16 protein-coding genes are annotated in these 18998 nt (G+C 69.1%); 10 read left to right on the top strand and 6 right to left on the bottom strand.

Annotated features, from left to right (window positions below; genetic code table 11):
• Nucleotides 1-2: 2 nt before the first annotated feature.
• The 4 genes from sufC to AC5Y2S_RS08495 are packed head-to-tail and all read right to left on the bottom strand — an operon-like array spanning nucleotide 3 to nucleotide 5303.
• The gene (sufC, locus tag AC5Y2S_RS08510; protein WP_499955403.1) at nucleotides 3-785 is read right to left on the bottom strand and encodes a Fe-S cluster assembly ATPase SufC; all 783 of its coding nucleotides are present in this window, start codon (nucleotides 783-785) and stop codon (nucleotides 3-5) included.
• Nucleotides 782-1936, bottom strand: a complete 1155-nt coding sequence (gene sufD / locus AC5Y2S_RS08505) for a Fe-S cluster assembly protein SufD (RefSeq protein WP_499955401.1) — start codon at nucleotides 1934-1936, stop codon at nucleotides 782-784. Before sufD ends, sufC begins: the two co-directional genes overlap by 4 nt.
• Nucleotides 1936-4518: a Fe-S cluster assembly protein SufB gene (sufB, locus tag AC5Y2S_RS08500; RefSeq protein WP_499955399.1), complete on the bottom strand. Its 2583-nt coding sequence runs from the start codon at nucleotides 4516-4518 to the stop codon at nucleotides 1936-1938. Before sufB ends, sufD begins: the two co-directional genes overlap by 1 nt.
• A complete protein-coding gene (locus AC5Y2S_RS08495) occupies nucleotides 4515-5303 on the bottom strand; it encodes a helix-turn-helix transcriptional regulator (protein WP_499955397.1) in 789 nt (262 codons plus the stop codon). Before AC5Y2S_RS08495 ends, sufB begins: the two co-directional genes overlap by 4 nt.
• A gap of 56 nt (nucleotides 5304-5359) precedes the next feature.
• Between AC5Y2S_RS08495 and mptB the strand changes: the two genes are divergently transcribed.
• The 4 genes from mptB (at nucleotide 5360) to AC5Y2S_RS08475 (ending at nucleotide 9786) form a co-directional block, all read left to right on the top strand.
• Nucleotides 5360-7048: a polyprenol phosphomannose-dependent alpha 1,6 mannosyltransferase MptB gene (gene mptB / locus AC5Y2S_RS08490; RefSeq protein WP_499955395.1), complete on the top strand. Its 1689-nt coding sequence runs from the start codon at nucleotides 5360-5362 to the stop codon at nucleotides 7046-7048.
• Nucleotides 7045-7986 (top strand): ABC transporter ATP-binding protein, encoded by a 942-nt coding sequence (locus AC5Y2S_RS08485; protein ID WP_499955393.1) that lies wholly within the window; start codon nucleotides 7045-7047, stop codon nucleotides 7984-7986. The genes mptB and AC5Y2S_RS08485 overlap by 4 nt, the downstream gene beginning before the upstream one ends.
• Nucleotides 7983-8762: an ABC transporter permease gene (locus tag AC5Y2S_RS08480; protein ID WP_499955391.1), complete on the top strand. Its 780-nt coding sequence runs from the start codon at nucleotides 7983-7985 to the stop codon at nucleotides 8760-8762. Before AC5Y2S_RS08485 ends, AC5Y2S_RS08480 begins: the two co-directional genes overlap by 4 nt.
• 70 nt (nucleotides 8763-8832) lie before the next feature.
• The gene (locus tag AC5Y2S_RS08475; protein WP_499955389.1) at nucleotides 8833-9786 is read left to right on the top strand and encodes a COX15/CtaA family protein; all 954 of its coding nucleotides are present in this window, start codon (nucleotides 8833-8835) and stop codon (nucleotides 9784-9786) included.
• Here AC5Y2S_RS08475 and AC5Y2S_RS08470 read toward each other — a convergent pair.
• Nucleotides 9736-10377: a DcsG N-terminal domain-containing protein gene (locus AC5Y2S_RS08470; protein WP_499955387.1), complete on the bottom strand. Its 642-nt coding sequence runs from the start codon at nucleotides 10375-10377 to the stop codon at nucleotides 9736-9738. The genes AC5Y2S_RS08475 and AC5Y2S_RS08470 overlap by 51 nt on opposite strands.
• Nucleotides 10378-10396: 19 nt before the next feature.
• Here AC5Y2S_RS08470 and AC5Y2S_RS08465 point away from each other — a divergent pair, with 19 nt between their 5' ends.
• Nucleotides 10397-11371, top strand: a complete 975-nt coding sequence (locus AC5Y2S_RS08465; RefSeq protein WP_499955385.1) for a quinone oxidoreductase family protein — start codon at nucleotides 10397-10399, stop codon at nucleotides 11369-11371.
• 4 nt (nucleotides 11372-11375) lie between these two features.
• Here AC5Y2S_RS08465 and AC5Y2S_RS08460 read toward each other — a convergent pair whose 3' ends face one another.
• Nucleotides 11376-12302 (bottom strand): heme o synthase, encoded by a 927-nt coding sequence (locus AC5Y2S_RS08460; RefSeq protein ID WP_499955383.1) that lies wholly within the window; start codon nucleotides 12300-12302, stop codon nucleotides 11376-11378.
• A gap of 252 nt (nucleotides 12303-12554) precedes the next feature.
• Between AC5Y2S_RS08460 and tkt the strand changes: the two genes are divergently transcribed.
• The 5 genes from tkt to pgl are packed head-to-tail and all read left to right on the top strand — an operon-like array spanning nucleotide 12555 to nucleotide 18995.
• Nucleotides 12555-14648, top strand: a complete 2094-nt coding sequence (gene tkt, locus AC5Y2S_RS08455; RefSeq protein WP_499955381.1) for a transketolase — start codon at nucleotides 12555-12557, stop codon at nucleotides 14646-14648.
• 15 nt (nucleotides 14649-14663) lie between these two features.
• Nucleotides 14664-15785, top strand: coding sequence for a transaldolase (gene tal, locus AC5Y2S_RS08450; protein ID WP_499955379.1), 1122 nt, complete (start codon nucleotides 14664-14666; stop codon nucleotides 15783-15785).
• Entirely contained in the window at nucleotides 15782-17347 is a 1566-nt protein-coding gene (zwf, locus tag AC5Y2S_RS08445) for a glucose-6-phosphate dehydrogenase (protein ID WP_499955377.1), read from the top strand. The genes tal and zwf overlap by 4 nt, the downstream gene beginning before the upstream one ends.
• Nucleotides 17344-18255 (top strand): glucose-6-phosphate dehydrogenase assembly protein OpcA, encoded by a 912-nt coding sequence (opcA, locus tag AC5Y2S_RS08440; protein ID WP_499955375.1) that lies wholly within the window; start codon nucleotides 17344-17346, stop codon nucleotides 18253-18255. Before zwf ends, opcA begins: the two co-directional genes overlap by 4 nt.
• On the top strand, nucleotides 18252-18995 hold the full coding sequence (pgl, locus tag AC5Y2S_RS08435) for a 6-phosphogluconolactonase (protein WP_499955373.1): 744 nt from the start codon (nucleotides 18252-18254) through the stop codon (nucleotides 18993-18995). The genes opcA and pgl overlap by 4 nt, the downstream gene beginning before the upstream one ends.
• Nucleotides 18996-18998 lie beyond the last annotated feature (3 nt).

The following is an 18998-nucleotide window of genomic DNA, read 5'->3' as shown; positions in this document are numbered from 1 at the left end:
GGTCAGGCCCCGGTGGCCGCCGCTTGGGAGAAGCGCACGTACCCGTTCTGCTCCAGCTCGTCGGCCAGCTCCGGGCCGCCGGACTCGGCGATGCGGCCGCCCACGAACACGTGCACGTACTCCGGGTGGATGTAGCGCAGGATGCGGGTGTAGTGCGTGATCAACAGGATGCCGCCGTGTTCGGTTTCGGCGTAGCGGTTCACGCCCTCGCTGACCACCCGCAGCGCGTCGACGTCCAGCCCGGAGTCGGTCTCGTCGAGGATCGCGATCTTGGGCTTGAGCAGTTCCAGCTGCAGGATCTCGTGGCGCTTCTTCTCGCCGCCGGAGAAACCCTCGTTGACGCTGCGCTCGGCGAAGACCGGGTCGATCTCGAGGGCCGTCATCGCCCCCTTGACCTCTTTGACCCAGTGGCGCAGCTTCGGCGCCTCGCCGCGCACGGCGGTGGCCGCCGAGCGCAGGAAGTTGGAAACCGAGACGCCCGGCACCTCGACGGGATACTGCATCGCCAGGAATATCCCGGCCCGCGCGCGCTCGTCGACGCTCATCGCCAGCACGTCCTCGCCGTCCAGCGTGATCGACCCGGACGTGACCCGGTACTTGGGGTGGCCCGCGATCGCGTAGGACAGCGTCGACTTGCCGGAACCGTTGGGGCCCATCAGGGCGTGCGTCTCACCGGATTTCACCGTGAGGTCCACGCCCTTGAGGATCGGGATCTCCCGCTCCCCCTCGGCGGCGTTCGGGTCGTCGACGCTGACGTGCAGGTCTTTGATTTCAAGGGTCGTCATGATGTGGTGGTTTTCTCCGTGATGGCCAGTTCGGTTTCGATGGCTGCGGTCAGGCGTTCGCGCACCTCGGGCACCGCGATCTTCGAGATGATCTCCCCGAAGAACCCGCGGACCACCAGGCGGCGGGCCTGATCCTCCGGGATGCCGCGCGAGCGCAGGTAGAACAGCTGTTCGTCGTCGAAACGCCCGGTGGCGCTGGCGTGGCCGGCGCCGGCGATCTCGCCGGTCTCGATCTCCAGGTTAGGCACCGAATCGGCGCGCGCCCCGTCGGTGAGCACCAGGTTGCGGTTCACCTCGAAGGTGTCGGTGCCGGTGGCTTCGGCGCGGATCAGCACATCGCCCACCCAGACCGTGTGGGCGTCGGGCAGCGCCGAATCCGGATCCCCTTGCAGCGCACCCTTGTACAGCACGTTCGAGCGGCAGTCGGGCCGCGCGTGGTCCACCAGCAGCCGCGACTCCAGGTGCTGGCCGTCGTCGGCGAAGTACAGGCCCAGCAACTCGGCGTCCCCGCCGGGGCCGGAGAACCGCACATTGGCCGACATCCGCACAACCTCACCGCCCAGCGTGACCGCGACGTGGCGCAGCACCGAGTCCTTGCCCAGCCTGGCGTGATGCGCGCTCACGTGCACCATGTCGTCGGCCCAGTCCGCGATCCACACGACCGTCAGCCGGGCGGCGTCGTCGACGACGAATTCGACGTTGTCGGCATAGGTTCCGCCGCCGCGCTGGTCGATGACCACCACCGCCTCGCCGAGCTCCTCGACGCGGATCTGCAGGTGCCCGTAGGCCACCGCGCCGTCGCCGGGCCCGGTGACGGTGACGGCGATCGGCTCGGCGATCCGGGTGTCCCGGCCGACGGTGACCAAAGTCGCGGAGTTGAACGACGAAAATGCTTGGGCGGCAACCCGATCGGCGGGGGCACCGGCCTGACCGAGCCGCTCGTCGCCGCGCCGGACGGTCTCTACCCGCACGCCGGGCCGCTCGGCCACTTCGATTCCCGCCCGCCCCGTGGCGTTCGCGGAACCGTCGTGCAGCCCGCGCAGCCGGCGCAGCGGGGTGAACCGCCACAGCTCGTCGCGCCCATGCGGAACCTCGAACGCGTCAACGTCAAAGGAGGCGAACAGCTCTCCCTTATTCAGAGCGGCAGTCACTACCCGACCGCGCCTTCCATCTGCAGCTCGATCAGCCGGTTGAGCTCCAGCGCGTACTCCATCGGCAGCTCTTTGGCGATCGGCTCGACGAAGCCGCGGACCACCATCGCCATCGCCTCGTCCTCGGTCAGCCCGCGGCTCATCAGGTAGAACAGCTGGTTGTCGCTGACCTTCGACACGGTGGCCTCGTGGCCCATCGTGACATCGTCCTCGCGGATGTCGACGTAGGGGTAGGTGTCGCTGCGGCTGATCGTATCGACCAGCAGCGCATCGCATTTCACGCTCGAGCGTGACCCGTGCGCGCCCTTGTTCACCTGCACCAGGCCGCGGTAGGAGGTGCGGCCGCCGCCCCGGGCCACCGACTTGGACACGATGTTGCTCGACGTGTTGGGCGCCAGGTGCAGCATCTTCGCGCCGGTGTCCTGGTGCTGGTCCTCGCCGGCGAACGCCACCGAGAGCACCTCGCCCTTGGCGTGCTCGCCGGTCATCCAGACCGCCGGGTACTTCATGGTCACCTTCGAGCCGATGTTGCCGTCGACCCACTCCATGGTGGCGCCGGCCTCGGCGCGGGCCCGCTTGGTGACCAGGTTGTAGACGTTGCCCGACCAGTTCTGGATGGTCGTGTAACGGCAACGGCCACCGGGCTTTACGATGATCTCCACCACCGCGGAGTGCAACGAATCCGACTTGTAAATCGGCGCGGTGCAGCCCTCGACGTAGTGAACGTAAGCGTTCTCATCGACGATGATCAGCGTCCGCTCGAACTGGCCCATGTTCTCGGTGTTGATCCGGAAGTAGGCCTGCAACGGGATGTCGACGTGCACGCCCGGCGGCACGTAGATGAACGAGCCGCCGCTCCACACCGCGGTGTTCAGCGCGGAGAACTTGTTGTCCCCGGCCGGGATCACGGTGCCGAAGTACTCCTTGAAGATCTCGGGGTGCTCGCGCAGGCCCGTGTCGGTGTCGAGGAAGATAACCCCTTGCGCCTCAAGGTCTTCGCGGATCTGGTGGTAAACAACCTCGGAGTTGTGCACCACTAGGCCTTCGGCGACGAAGTTGTGTGGTCCGTCAACCTCGATGTCGTACACCGGCTCGACGGCATACGGCTCGATCGACTGGACCCTTTCAAATCCGAGCCAGTCGTTGCAGTGTACCCGGATCGTCGTCCCGTGCGAACTGTTGGATGAATGCATGTAGCGACGACGGCCGAAGCGGTCGGTTCGCTTCGGGTTGCGGCACCCGAGCTGCTCGAAGTCGCCCGAAATACCCAGCCGCCAAGCGATTTGCATGCGCTCTGGCGCATGCCGATACGGCTGAGTGAACGACCACGGCCCTGCCGCACGCACTCCGGACAGCTCGGCGAGTTCACGGGCTTGACCGATTAGCGCCTCGTTGGCACACGTCAACAGGATCGAACCGCTCTTATCCGGGCTTACATACCCATCGGCATCGACCCAGCCGCCGAGGAACGCCAGCCGCTGATCGACAGGCACGCCGTAAACCCAGTCCGGGACCCGCTTCGTTAGCGACAGGCCGCCGAAGCCAAGCTCGACAATCAATTCGGTTAGCGCCTTGGAGTTCACGACCACGCGGTACTCGTCGGCCTGTATGCAACGGAGCCCAAACAAGTCCTGCACGACGCGCGCCAACTCGGCCCGCAGCTCGACATCGGTTGCCGGGATGGCGAACTGAACGCGGTACGTCCTTGTCGACAGATGCAGGTTGCCGTCACCTATATAGAGCCCCAGCAGCCACATCAGGTCCACGGAACTCGTTGCAGGTGATTGGAACCCGGCAACGCTTGGCAATTCAGCGCTTACACCAAATTGAGGTACCTGCCGTGGCACAGCAATGAGATCACCCGGCTTTATATCGCCGACATTCACCCACCGTCGCGCATACCGGCGGCGTTGCCGACCCGGCTTGCGTTCGTCACGCAATACCAGCATCGGGTGGTTGTCGGTTGCGCGAATGCTGCGACGGGTCGTCTTGACTGCATAGGTCAGCCGGGTGTCGGTTTGCGCCGACGCCTTGACCGGGGCGACGACGAGTCGCTCCGCATCCTCGTCGTAGGCGAACACGCGGTCGCCGTATGCGATCTCCTTGATCGGGACTTGCCCGCGGTTGGCAGTCCAGACCAACATGTCACCTGCCAGGCATTCGTACTGCGCCGCGACGCCCGCAACGAGCCGCTGCTTCTCGGCCTCGGGGATGCCCAGCCGGTCGTAGGTGTTGCGGATGTCCTCGGGGAGGTCATCCCACGTCGCGGCCTGCTTCTCGGTGGAGCGCACGAAGTACTTGATGTTGTCGAAGTCGATGCCCTCGAGGTTGGAGCCCCAGTTCGGCATCGGCTTGCGCTCGAAGATGCGCAGTGCCTTGAGCCGGGTCTGCAGCATCCATTCGGGCTCGTTCTTCTTCGCCGAGATGTCGCGCACCACCGCCTCGGACAGCCCGCGCTGCGCGCTGGCGCCGGCGATGTCGGAGTCCGCCCAGCCGTAGCCGTACCGGCCCAGGGAGGCGATGGCCTCCTCCTGGGTCAGCGGCGCGGCTGCAGTCTTGCTGGCCTCGGGCGTGAGGGTCATAACGACGCTCCTTCTTGGCTGGTGATTTCGGGGCGCGGGCTGGGCGCCGGGGTCAGGGGCACATGGGTGGTGCAGGCGCAGTTTCCGTTGACGATGGTGGCCAACCGCTGCACGTGGGTTCCGAGCACCTCGGCCATGGCCTGCTGCTCGGCCTCACACAACTCGGGGAATTCCTCGGCGACGTGCGACACCGGGCAGTGATGCTGGCAGATCTGCACCCCGTGGATCGGCCCGCCCACCCGGGTCGTGGTGGCGACGTAACCGGCCTTGGTCAGCGCGCCGGCGACCCGCTCGGCGGCGGCCTCGACCGCGTCGTCGTCGGGACTGCCGGCCGCCTCGACGCCGGCCAGGATCGCGTCGATGCGCCGGCGGGCGAACGTGCGGACGGCGTCCTCGCCGCCGATCTCCCGCAGCTGGCGCATGGCCGCCGCCGCCAGGTCGTCGTAGGCGTGGTCGAGCTTGGCCCGGCCGGCGCCGGTCAGCCGGAAGCGCTTGGCGGGGCGCCCGCGGCCCACCTGCTGCCACGGCTCGGCGGCCACCGACTCGGCGTCGCCCGCCTCGATCAGCGCGTCCAGGTGGCGCCGCACGCCGGCGGGGGTCAGGCCGAGCCGGTCACCGATCTCGACCGCGGTGATCGATCCGGATTCCAGCAGCAGGCGCACGATGGCGCGGCGGGTGTGACCATCCGGCACCGCGGCGCCGACGGGAGCCGCGGGCACCTCAGCGAGGCGGGTTCGGATTTTCACAACACCAGTGTGACGCAATTCCGGGGATCGGTCTACCAAGGGTCCCCTGTCCGCACGTTGCGCTGGTCACATATCTGGACGGCTACGCTGCTCTGATGGCAGCCCGCCACCACACGCTGAGCTCGTCGATCGCCAGCCTGCACGGCGACGAGCAAGCGGTGGGTTCGCCGCTGAACGATACCGAGCTCACCGCGCTGCAGCGCACCCGGCTGTTCGGCGCCACCGGCACCGTCCTGATGGCGATCGGCGCGCTGGGCGCCGGGGCGCGGCCCGTCGTGCAGGACCCCACCTTCGGGGTCCGGCTACTCAACCTGCCGTCGCGCATCCAGACGGTGTCGCTGACGATGACGACGACGGGCGCGGTGATGATGGCGCTGGCCTGGCTGATGCTGGGCCGGTTCGCGCTGGGCAACCGGCGGATGTCGCGCGGCGACCTGGACCGCACCCTGCTGCTGTGGACGCTGCCGCTGCTGATCGCGCCGCCGATGTACAGCAAGGACGTCTACTCCTACCTGGCGCAGAGCCAGATTTCGCTGGAGGGGCTCGACCCCTACAAGGTGGGCCCGGCTTCCGGGCTGGGTCTCGGCCACGTGTTCACGCTGTCGGTGCCCACCCTGTGGCGCGAGACCCCGGCGCCCTACGGCCCGTTGTTCCTGTGGATCGGGCGCGGCATCTCGTCGCTGACCGGTGAGAACATCGTCGCCGCCGTGCTGTGCCACCGGCTCGTGGTGCTCGTCGGCGTGGGCCTGATTGTGTGGGCTACCCCGCGGCTGGCCCGGCGCTGCGGCGTCGCCGAGGTGAGCGCGCTGTGGCTGGGGGCCGCCAATCCGCTGCTGATCATGCACCTGGTCGCCGGGGTCCACAACGAGGCGCTGATGCTCGGGCTGATGCTAGCCGGCGCCGAGTTCGCGCTGCGCGGCATCGACTCTCCGCGACTGCTGCCCACCTCGTGGCGGCCGGGCCCGGAATGGGAACCGCTGGGGATGCTGCTCGCGGGCGCGATTCTGATCACCCTGTCCTCGCAGGTGAAGCTGCCGTCGCTGCTGGCACTGGGCTTCGTCACGATGGCGCTGGCCTACCGCTGCGGGGGCAACCTGCGCGCCCTGCTGCTGGCGGGCGGCGGGATGGCGGCGCTGGCGCTGGCGGTGATGGCCCTGGTCGGCTGGGCCAGCGGGTTGGGCTTCGGCTGGATCTACACGCTGGGAACCGCCAACGTCGTGCGCAGCTGGATGTCGCCGCCGACGCTGCTGGCGCTGGGCACCGGGCAGGTGGGCATCCTGCTGGGCCTGGGCGATCACACCACCGCGGTGCTGGCGCTGACCCGTGGCATCGGCGTGCTGATCATCATGGTGTTGGTGGCCTGGTTGTTGGTGGCGGTCTTCCGCGGCCGGCTGCATCCGATCGGCGGCCTGGGGGTCGCGCTGGGCATCTGCGTGTTGCTCTTCCCGGTGGTGCAGCCCTGGTATCTGCTGTGGGCGATCATCCCGCTGGCTGCCTGGGCGACGCGCCCGGGCTTCCGGGTGGCGGTGATCGTCATCACCCTCGTCGTCGGCATCTTCGGCCCGACGGCCAACGGCGACCGCTTCGCCCTGTTTCAGATCGTGGACGCCACGCTGGCCAGCAGCCTGATCGTGGCGGTGCTGATCGCTGTGACGTACACCCGCCTGCCGTGGCGCCAGCTGCAGCCGAACGGCCGAGAAACCAACGGCGAGGCGGTGATTAAGCTGCCCGCACCGGCTCCTGCCGAGACCCCGAAGCCCGACGCCTACGCTGATTCCACGTGAGCCCGCTCCCCGATACGCCCGACACGGTCGTGCGGCTGCGCGGGGTCACCAAGCGATACGGCTCGACTACGGCGGTCTCCGACCTCGATCTGGAGGTGCACGCCGCCGAGGTGCTGGCCCTGCTCGGGCCCAACGGCGCCGGTAAGACCACGACGGTCGAGATGTGCGAGGGCTTCGTGCGCCCCGACGCCGGCACCATCCAGGTGCTCGGCCTGGACCCCATCGCCGACAACGCGCGCCTGCGCGCGCGCATCGGGGTGATGCTGCAGGGCGGCGGCGGCTATCCCGCGGCGCGGGCGGGCGAAATGCTCAGCCTGGTGGCCGCCTACTCCGCCGAGCCGCTGGACCCCGCATGGCTGCTGGACACCCTCGGCCTCACCGACGCCGCCCGCACCACCTACCGGCGGCTCTCCGGCGGGCAGCAGCAGCGGCTCGCGCTGGCCTGCGCGCTGGTCGGCCGGCCCGAGCTGGTGTTCCTCGACGAGCCCACCGCCGGCATGGACGCCCACGCCCGGCTGCTGGTGTGGGAGCTGATCGACGCCTTGCGCCGCGACGGCGTGACCGTGGTGCTGACCACTCACCAACTCAAGGAGGCCGAGGAACTCGCCGATCGGCTGGTGATCATCGACCACGGGGTGACGGTGGCGTCGGGCACCCCGACCGAACTGATGCGGGCGGGCGCCAAGGACCAGCTGCGGTTCACCGCGCCCCCGCGCCTCGACTTGTCCCTGCTGGCCGCCGCGCTGCCGGAGGACTACAAGGCCACCGAGGTGACGCCGGGCGAGTACCTGGTCGAGGGCCCGGTCGACCCGCAGGTGCTGGCGACCGTCACGGCGTGGTGCGCGCAGATCGACGTGCTGGCCACCGACATGCGCGTCGAGCAACGCAGCCTCGAGGACGTCTTTCTCGACCTCACCGGTAGGAAGCTACGGCCTTGACCCAGTCGGATACCTTCCCCGCGGGGACCTTCAAACCCGATCCGCGCCCCAGCGCCGTGCCGCGGATGCTCGCCGCGCAGTTCGGGCTGGAGCTCAAGCTGCTGCTGCGCAACGGCGAGCAGCTGCTGCTGACCATGTTCATCCCGATCACGCTGCTGGTCGGGCTGACCCTGCTGCCGTTCGGCGACTTCGGCCGCAACCGCGCCGCCACGTTCGTCCCGGTCATCATGGCCCTGGCGGTCATCTCGACGGCATTCACCGGGCAGGCGATCGCCGTCGCGTTCGATCGCCGCTACGGCGCGCTGAAACGGCTCGGGGCCACCCCGCTGCCGGTCTGGGGCATCATCGCCGGAAAGTCGCTGGCGGTGGTCACGGTGGTGTTCCTGCAGGCAATCCTGTTGGGCGCCATCGGTTTTGCGCTGGGCTGGCGACCCGCGCCCGCGGCATTGCTGTTGGGCGCGGCGGTCATCGCGCTGGGAACGGCGGGCTTCGCGGCGCTGGGGCTGTTGCTCGGCGGGACGCTGCGCGCCGAGATCGTGCTCGCGGTCGCCAACCTGATGTGGTTCGTCTTCGCCGGCCTCGGCGCGCTGACCGTGGAGATGAAGGTGATCCCGACGGCGGTCAAGTGGGCGGCCCGGCTGACCCCGTCGGGCGCGCTGACCGAGGCGCTCTCGCAGGCGATGACGCTGTCGGTCGACTGGTTCGGGCTCGTCGTGCTGGCGGTGTGGGGCGCGCTGGCCGCGCTGGCCGCGCTGCGCTGGTTCCGCTTCACCTAGACGGCCGGGGCCGGCCCACGACACCTGGGCTTACTACAGGCCGTAGTTTTGATTGGCTTACCATCGGGCGGTGCTACGACGAACGCTGCGGCGGTTGGTGGACCTGCTCCCCGACCCCAGCCTGCGCACCCAGCGGGCCGTCGCGGCGCTCGTCATCCTCACCCAGGGCGGCATCGCCGTCACCGGCGCGATCGTGCGCGTCACGGCCTCGGGCCTGGGCTGTCCCACCTGGCCGCAGTGCTTCCCCGGCAGCTTCACCCCGGTCGCCGTGGCCGAGGTGCCGCGGATCCACCAGGCCGTAGAGTTCGGCAACCGGATGATCACCTTCGCCGTGGTGATCGCCGCCGCGCTGGCCGTGCTGGTCGTGACCCGCGCGCGCCGGCGCACCGAGGTCCTGGTCTACGCGTGGCTGATGCCCGTGTCGACGGTGGTGCAGGCGGTGATCGGCGGCGTCACCGTGCGCACCGGGTTGCTGTGGTGGACCGTCGCCGTCCACCTGCTGACGTCGATGACGATGGTGTGGCTGTCGGTGCTGCTCTACGTCAAGGTCGGTGAGCCCGACGACGGCGTGGTCCGCGACAGGGTGGCGCGGCCGCTGCGCGCGCTGACGGCGCTGAGCGCGGTGAACCTGGCGGCGGTGCTGGTCACCGGCACGCTGGTGACCGCCGCCGGCCCGCACGCGGGCGACCGCAGCCCCAGCCGGACGGTGCCCCGGCTGAAAGTCGAGATCACCACGCTGGTGCACGCGCATTCGTCGCTGCTGGTCTCCTACCTGACGCTGCTGGTCGGGCTCGGCTTCGGGCTGCTGGCCGTCGGCGCCGGCCGGGCCATCCGGCTGCGGCTGGGCGTGCTGGTCGCCCTGGTGTGCGCCCAGGCCGCCGTCGGCACCGCGCAGTACTACACGGGGGTGCCCGCCGCCCTGGTCGCGGTGCACGTAGCCGGCGCGGCGGCCTGCACGGCGGCGACCGCGGCCCTATGGGCGTCGATGCGAGAACGGACCGAGCCCCAGCCGCTCGCAGGCTGACTCCACCGCGAGGGCGAACTCGCGCTGGGCGCGCGCACGGGTATCGGCGTCAAGGTGCGACCAGCCCAGCGCCGGCGCGACCAGGTCGAGCCGCACCAGTCGGTGCCCCGCCAGGTCGGCACGCGCGTAAAGCAGGTCGCGCGAGCCGATTCCGGCGCGCCCGGCGGCCGACGCGATGGCGGCGTAGCCGAGGTCCCACGCCTCGAACTCCGGCTCGACCGGCCACGCGTGCGACCGCTCCCCGCCAAGAAAGACCAACGCCGACTGCGCCGTCCCACCCGGCGCCACGGGCACCCCGTCGTCCCCCAGGTCGCGCAGGTATCGCTCGCCGAGATTCCACTCGACCGCGTCCGGCGGGTTGAGCAGGTGGCGCACGCGGCGCATCCAGGCGAGGAAGTCGTCGCTCCGGTCGGGGGCGCGGCGCAGGATCACCAGGTCAGCGCCGACGGTCTGCGGGTCGTCCCAGGGCAGCCAGCGGGCGTGCAGCCCACGGGCTCGCAGCGCGGGCACCAGCCCCGCATCGTCGGGGTGTCGCGGACCACCCGCCAGCACGATGTGCGGATGGAACACGTCCGGCCGGGCCAGCTTCATGCCCGGGCATGATATCCCTATGCACGCAATCGAAGTCAGCGAAACCGGTGGTCCGGAAGTCCTGCGCTACGTCGACGTCCCCGAGCCCACCCCCGGTCCCGGCGAGGTCCTGATCAAGGCCGAGGCAATCGGCGTCAACTACATCGACACGTATTTCCGCTCCGGGCAGTACCCGCGCGAGGTGCCGTTCGTCCTCGGCCAGGAGACGTCCGGCACCGTGGTCGCCACGGGCGACGGTGTCGACGGGTTAAGCGCGGGTGACCGGGTGGGCACCGCCGCGGCATCCGGTGCCTACGCCGAATTCGCCACCGCCCCAGCGGCTTTGACCGCGAAGGTGCCCGACGGCGTGACGTCCGAGGTGGCCGCCTCGGTGATGCTGAAGGGCCTGACCGCGCACTACCTGCTCAAGTCGGTGTATCCCGTGCGGGACGGCGAAACCGTGCTGGTGCATGCCGGCGCCGGCGGCGTCGGCCTGATCCTGACGCAGTGGGCGAAAGCCCTTGGCGTGCGGGTGATCACGACCGTTTCCACGCCGGAGAAGGAGCGGATCTCCCGACAGGCCGGCGCCGACGAGGTGCTGCCCTACCCTGACGACGCCGCTGAGTTCGGCCAGCGGATTCGCGAACTGACCGGCGGCGTCGGGGTGGCCGCGGTGTACGACGGCGTGGGCGCGACGACGTTCGACGCCAGCCTGGCCAGCCTGGCCGTGCGCGGGACCCTGGCGCTGTTCGGCGCCGCCAGCGGACCTGTCCCGCCGTTCGACCCGCAGCGCCTCAACGCGGCCGGATCGGTGTTCTTGACCCGGCCGTCGCTGGTGCACTTCATCCGCACCGGCGACGAGTTCCATTGGCGCGCAGGCGAACTATTCGACGCGATCGCCGGCGGCGGCATCACCATCGAGGTCGGCGGGCGCTACCCGCTCGCCGAAGCGGCGCGCGCGCACCAGGACCTGCAGGGCCGCAAGACGACGGGCTCGATCGTGCTGCTGCCGTGAGCGGCTAGCGCAGCGTCGGGAGCGCGATCACCGAGTCGACCGCCAGCGCGCAGAACACCACCGCCAGGTAGTTGTTCGACTGCAGGAACAGCCGCAGCGGCTTGACCGGCTCGCCGGCGCGCACGCCGGCGTACAGCTGATGGGCCATCGCCAGGAACCAAACCCCGGCCAGGAGGGCGACCGCCGCGTACAACCAGCCGGTTGCCAGCGCCAGGGCCAGCGTCGCGAGCACCGTCAGCCAGGTGTAGATCAGGATCTGCTTGGTGACCTGTCGTTCGGTGGCCACCGCGGGCAGCATCGGGACGCCGGCCGCCTTGTAGTCGTCCTTGTAACGCATCGCCAGGGCCCACGTGTGCGGCGGCGTCCAGAAGAAGATGATCGCGAACATCACCAGTGCAGGCCAGGCGATCGTGCCGGTGACCGCGGACCAGCCGATCATCACCGGCATGCAGCCGGCCGCCCCACCCCACACGACGTTCTGCGACGTGCGGCGCTTGAGGAACAGCGTGTAGACGAACACATAGAACGCGACGGTCGCCATGGCCAGCAGCCCGGATAGCAGGTTCGTCGTCCACCAGAGCCAGAAGTACGAGGTGGCGGTGAGCACCAGCCCGAATATCAGGGCGTTGCGCGTCGGCACCGCGGCGCGCGCCAGCGGCCTGCGCGCCGTGCGCTTCATCACCTTGTCGATGTCGGCGTCGGCCACGCAGTTGAGCGTGTTGGCGCCGCCGGCCGCCAGCATCCCGCCGATCAGCGTGTTCAGGATCAGCAGCGGATTCACGGTGCCGCGGTGGGCGAGCAGCATCGCCGGTATCGCGGTGACCAGCAGCAGTTCGATCACCCGCGGCTTGGTGAGCGCCAGGTACGCCAAGACCGTGCCTTCCACCCGGCTCGGTACTCGACTCGGCGCGACGCGCCCGCGAACGCTCACGCAATAACTCCTCGGGTCGCAGCAGCGCGCAGCATCTACTACGCACGATGGTAGACCGCGGGCAGGCGGCCGCCTGCCCGGAGGGTCCGAAAGGGATTCTTCCGAGAATTCCGAACTGATTGCAAAGCCCAGGCAACGAGGGCGTAATTTTCACAGCGGCCGGCGTTGGGTACCCGAAACTCTGCACTGCAGGAGCCGGCACTCCCGCATTAGGGTAGGCAATATCAGCTTGATGACCCAAGGACTGAGGCTGTGACGACACTCGAAGAGATCTCCACGCTGACCCAACCGCACCTGCCCGACGACTGGACCGAGATCGATTCGGCCGCGGTCGACACGATCCGGGTGCTGGCCGCCGACGCGGTCCAAAAGGTGGGCAACGGCCACCCCGGAACGGCGATGAGCCTGGCGCCCCTGGCCTACACCCTGTTTCAGCGAGCGATGCGCCACGACCCCAGCGACACCTTCTGGCTGGGTCGCGACCGGTTCGTGCTGTCGGCCGGGCACAGCAGCCTGACGCTGTACCTGCAGCTGTACCTCGGCGGGTTCGGCCTGGAGCTCTCCGACATCGAGTCGTTGCGCACGTGGGGATCCAAGACGCCCGGGCACCCGGAGTTCCGGCACACCAAGGGCGTTGAGATCACCACCGGTCCGCTCGGCCAGGGCCTGGCGTCGTCGGTCGGGATGGCGATGGCGTCGCGCTACGAGCGGGGCCTGTTCGATCCGGATGCCGAGGCGGGGACGAGCCCGTTCGACCACTTCATCTTCGTGATCGCCTCCGACGGCGACATCGAGGAGGGCGTGACCTCCGAGGCGTCGTCGCTGGCGGCCGTGCAGCAGCTCGGCAACCTCATCGTCTTCTACGACCACAACCAGATCTCGATCGAGGACGACACCAACATCGCGCTGTGCGAGGACACGGCCGCGCGTTACGAGGCCTACGGCTGGCACGTGCAGCGGGTGGAGGGTGGCGAGAACGTCGTCGGCATCGAAGAGGCCATCGCTAACGCCAAGGCCGTCACCGACCGGCCGTCGTTCATCGAGCTGCGCACCATCATCGGCTACCCGGCGCCCAAGCTGATGAACACCGGCAAGGCGCACGGCGCCGCCCTCGGCGACGAAGAGGTCGCGGCCGTCAAGAAGATCCTGGGGTTCGATCCGGACAAGAACTTCGAGGTGCGCGACGAGGTCATCGCCCACACCCGCAAGCTGGTGGACCGGGGCAAGGAAGCGCACGAGAAGTGGCAGGCGGAGTTCGACGCGTGGGCGCAACGCGAGCCGGAGCGCAAGGCGCTGCTGGACCGGTTGACCGCCGAGCAGCTGCCCGACGGCTGGGACGCCGACATCCCAACCTGGACAACGGAGGACAAGCCGTTGGCCACCCGTGCGGCGTCCGGCAAGGTACTGAACGCGGTGGGCCCGAAGCTGCCGGAGCTGTGGGGCGGCTCGGCCGACCTGGCGGGCAGCAACAACACCACCATGGATAACGTCAAATCGTTTGGGCCCCCATCGATTACGACGAAGGACTACACTGCCGACTGGTACGGGCGCACCCTGCACTTCGGCGTCCGCGAACACGCGATGGGCGCGATCCTTTCCGGCATCGTGCTGCACGGCCCGACCCGCGCCTACGGCGGCACGTTCCTGCAGTTCTCCGACTACATGCGCCCGGCGGTGCGCCTGGCATCGCTGATGAACATCGACACCATCTACGTGTGGACGCACGATTCGATCGGGCTGGGCGAGGACGGCCCGACGCATCAGCCCGTCGAGCACCTGGCGGCGCTGCGCGCCATTCCGCACCTGTCGGTGGTGCGCCCGGCCGACGCCAACGAGACGGCCTACGCCTGGCGCACGGTCCTGGCCCGCGGCAACGGCAGCGGCCCGGTCGGCCTGATCCTGACCCGCCAGGGCGTGCCGATCCTGGAGGGCACCAGCTTCGAGGGCGTCGGTCGCGGCGGCTACGTGCTGGGCGGCGGCGACCCCGCCGACGACGCCGACGTCATCATCATCGCCACAGGCTCCGAGGTCCAGCTCGCGGTCGAGGCGCAGAAGTTGTTGGCGGACAAGGACATCGTCGCGTACGTGGTCTCGATGCCATGCGTCGAATGGTTCGAGTCGCAGCCCCAGGAATACCGGGACAGCGTGCTGCCGCCCGACGTGTCGGCGCGGGTGGCCGTCGAGGCCGGGGTCGCGCAGTCCTGGCACAAGCTCGTCGGCGACACGGGGCGGATCGTGTCGATCGAGCACTACGGCGAATCCGCCGACTACAAGACTTTGTTCCGTGAGTTCGGCTTTACCGCCGAAGCCGTCGCGGCGGCCGCGGAGCAGGTAGTCGACAACTGAGAAAGGGTGATTCACATGGCCAGTCAGAACCCCAACCTCGCGGCGTTGAGCGCAGCCGGGGTGTCCGTTTGGCTGGATGACTTGTCGCGGGAGCGGCTGCAGTCGGGCAACCTGCAGGAGCTGATCGACACCAAAAGCGTTGTCGGCGTGACCACCAACCCGTCGATCTTCCAGAAGGCGTTCGCCGAGGGCGACTCGTACAACGGCCAGATCGGCGAGCTGGCCGAGCGCGGCGCCGACGTCGACGCCACGATTCGCACGGTCACCACCGACGACGTGCGCCGCGCGTGCGACGTGCTGGCACCCCAGTGGGAGGGCTCCGACGGGGTGGACGGCCGGGTGTCCATCGAGGTCGACCCGCGGCTTGCCGACGACACCGACAAGACGATCGCCCAGGCCGTCGAGCTGTGGAAGATCGTCGACCGCCCGAACCTGTTCATCAAGATCCCCGCGACCAAGGCCGGGCTTCCGGCCATCACCGCCGTTCTGGCGGAAGGGATTTCGGTCAACGTCACGCTGATCTTCTCCGTCGAGCGGCACCGCCAGGTAATGGACGCCTACCTGGCCGGGCTTCAGAAGGCCCGCGAGGCCGGACACGACCTGTCCAAGATCCATTCGGTGGCGTCGTTCTTCGTGTCCCGGGTGGACACCGAGGTCGACAAGCGGCTGGAAAAGATCGGCTCCGAGGAGGCGCTCGGATTGCGCGGCAAGGCTGGCGTCGCCAACGCGCGGCTGGCCTATGCCGCCTACGAGGAGGTCTTCACGGGAGGTGATCGCTACGAGGCGCTGAAGTCCGACGGCGCCCGGGTGCAGCGACCGCTGTGGGCTTCGACGGGGGTCAAGAACCCCGACTACCCCGACACCCTCTACGTCACCGAGCTGGTCGCGCCGAACACGGTGAACACCATGCCGGAGAAGACGATCGACGCCGTCGCCGATCACGGGGATGTCAAGGGCGACACCGTAAGCGGCACCGCGTCGTCCGCTCAGGAGGTGTTCGACAAGCTGGCCGCGGTCGGCGTCGACCTCACCGACGTCTTCGTGGTGCTTGAAAAAGAGGGCGTGGACAAGTTCGTGGAGTCCTGGACCGAGCTGTTGGAAGAGACGCAGAAGCAACTCGATTCCCTCGGCAAATGAGCCCGTCGGGCTCCAAAGCGAGCTCCCGCGGCGGTGCCGCGCAGTGGCGAAATCCGTTGCGGGACAAGCAAGACAAGCGGCTGCCCCGGATCGCCGGGCCGTGCGGGATGGTGATCTTCGGCGTCACCGGGGACCTGGCCCGCAAGAAGGTGATGCCGGCCATCTACGACCTGGCCAACCGCGGGCTGCTGCCGCCCACCTTCTCGCTGGTGGGCTTCGCCCGCCGGGACTGGGAGACCCAGGATTTCCGCAAGGTGGTCTACCAGGCCGTCAAGGAGCACTGCCGCACGCCGTTCCGGGAGGAGAACTGGGACCGGCTGGCCGAAGGATTCCGTTTCGTGCCGGGCGCTTTCGATGACGACGCGGCGTTCGCCCGGCTGGCCGAGACGCTGGAGAAGCTCGACGCCGAGCGCGGCACCGGCGGCAACCACGCCTTCTACCTGGCGATCCCGCCCAAGTCGTTCCCGGTGGTGTGCGAGCAGCTGCACAGGTCCGGACTGGCCCGCCCGCAGGGCGACCGGTGGAGCCGGGTGGTCATCGAAAAACCCTTCGGCCACGACCTGGAAAGCGCGCAGGCCCTGAACAAGTCGGTCAACGCGGTCTTCCCGGAGGAGGCGGTGTTCCGGATCGACCACTACCTGGGCAAGGAGACGGTCCGCAACATCCTGGCGCTGCGGTTCGCCAACCAGTTGTTCGACCCGATCTGGAACGCCCACTACGTCGACCACGTGCAGATCACCATGGCCGAGGACATCGGGCTCGGCGGGCGGGCCGGCTACTACGACGGCATCGGGGCCGCGCGCGACGTCATCCAGAACCACCTCATGCAGCTGCTGGCGCTGACCGCGATGGAGGAACCGATCAGCTTCAATCCGGCGGCGCTGCAAACCGAGAAGATCAAGGTGCTCTCGGCGACGCAGCTCGCCGAACGGCTCGACGAGACCACCAGCCGCGGCCAGTACACGGGTGGCTGGCAGGGCGGCGAGAAGGTCGTCGGGCTGCTCGACGAGGAGGGGTTCGCCAAGGACTCCACCACCGAGACGTTCGCCGCCATCACACTCGAGGTGGACACCCGCCGCTGGGCCGGTGTGCCGTTCTACCTGCGGACCGGTAAACGCCTGGGCCGCAGGGTCACCGAGATCGCCCTGGTCTTCAAGCGCGCACCGTTTCTGCCGTTCGACGCCACCATGACCGACGAGCTGGGCGCCAACGCCATGGTCATCCGGGTGCAGCCCGACGAGGGGATCACGCTGCGGTTCGGCTCCAAGGTGCCGGGCACCGCGATGGAGGTCCGCGACGTCAACATGGACTTCTCCTACGGGTCGGCGTTCGCCGAGGAATCGCCGGAGGCCTACGAAGCGCTCATCCTCGACGTGCTGCTCGGCGAGCCGTCCCTGTTCCCGGTCAACGAGGAGGTCGAATTGGCCTGGGAGATTCTCGATCCCGTCCTGGACAACTGGGCGGCGCACGGTAAGCCCGACCCGTACGAGGCCGGCACGTGGGGTCCGGAGTCGGCGTTCGAGATGCTGCGCCGCACCGGGCGGGAATGGCGGCGGCCGTGATTGTCGACCTGCCCGACACGACCACCACCGCCGTCAACAAGAAACTCGACGAGCTGCGTGAGAAGGCGGGCGCCGTCACGATGGGGCGCGTCTTGACGCTGCTCATCGCGCCCGACAACGAAGAACTGCTGGAGGAATCGCTCAAGGCCGCCAACGACGCCAGCCACGAGCACCCCAGCCGGATCATCGTCACGATGCGGGGCGACCCCTACGCCGACGAACCGCGCCTGGACGCGCAGCTGCACTCGGGCGGCGACACCGGCGCCAGCGAGGTGGTGATCCTGAAGCTGTCCGGGCAGCTGGCCGGCCACGCCGCCAGCGTGGTCGTTCCGTTTCTGCTGCCCGACATCCCGGTCGTGGCGTGGTGGCCCGACGTCGCCCCGGAGAACCCGGCGCAGGACCCGTTGGGCAAGTTGGCAATCCGGCGCATCACCGACGCCACCAACGGCATCGACCCGTTGTCGGCGATCAAGGGCCGCCTGCCCGGGTACACCGCCGGCGACACCGATCTGTGCTGGGCGCGCATCACCTACTGGCGGGCGTTGCTGACCTCCGCCGTCGACCAGCCGCCGCACGAGCCGATCAAGTCGGCGGTGGTGTCCGGCCTGCAGACCGAGCCGGCCCTCGACATCCTGGCGGGCTGGCTGGCCAGCCGGATCGACGGTCCGGTGCGCCGGGCCGTCGGCGACCTGAAGGTCGAGCTGGCGCGCCAGAGCGAGACCATCGTCTTGAGCCGCCCCCAGGACGGCAGGACGGCCACGCTGAGCCGCACCGCCAAGCCGGACGCGCTGGTTCCGTTGGCGCGCAGGGAAACCGGCGAGTGCCTGGCCGAGGACCTGCGGCGGCTGGACGCCGATGAGATCTACCGAACAGCGCTGGAGGGCATCAAGAAGGTGCAGTACGTATGAGCCCCATCGTCGAAGTTTTCGAAGACGGCGACGCCCTCGTCGCGGCCGCCGGCGGACAGCTGATCAAGACCATCCAGGACGCCACCGCGGCACGGGGCCGGGCCCTGATCGTGCTGACCGGCGGCGGCAACGGCATCGGGCTGCTGCGCTACCTCGGCGCGCGGCGTGAGCAGATCGACTGGTCCAAGGTGCACCTGTTCTGGGGCGACGAGCGCTACGTGCCCGAGGACGACGACGAGCGCAACGACAAGCAAGCCCGCGAGGCGCTGCTCGATCACGTCGACATCCCGTCGAGCCAGGTGCACACGATGCCGGCCAGCGACGGCGAATTCGGCGCGGACCTCGCCGCCGCGGCGCTGGCCTACGAGCAGCTGCTGGCCGCCAACGCCCAGCCCGGGCAGCCGGCGCCGAACTTCGATGTCCACCTGCTGGGAATGGGACCGGAGGGCCACATCAACTCTCTGTTCCCGGACACCCCCGCCGTGCACGAGACCAGCCGCCTGGTGGTCGCCGTCGAGGACTCCCCCAAGCCGCCGCCGCTGCGAATCACGTTGACGCTGCCCGCGATCCGGCGGTCCCGCGAGGTCTGGCTGATGGTGTCGGGGGCGGGCAAGGCCGACGCGGCGGCCGCCGCCATCGGTGGCGCCTCGCCGGCGTCGGTGCCCGCCGCCGGGGCGGTCGGGCTCGAGACTACGCTGTGGCTGCTCGACCGAGAGGCCGCGTCCAAGCTTCCCGCCTGACCG

The sequence above is a fragment of the Mycobacterium sp. NGS69 genome, assembly GCF_059812165.1.
The sequence above is the reverse complement of the archived record's forward strand: the minus strand, read 5'-3'. Positions and strand labels throughout refer to the sequence as shown.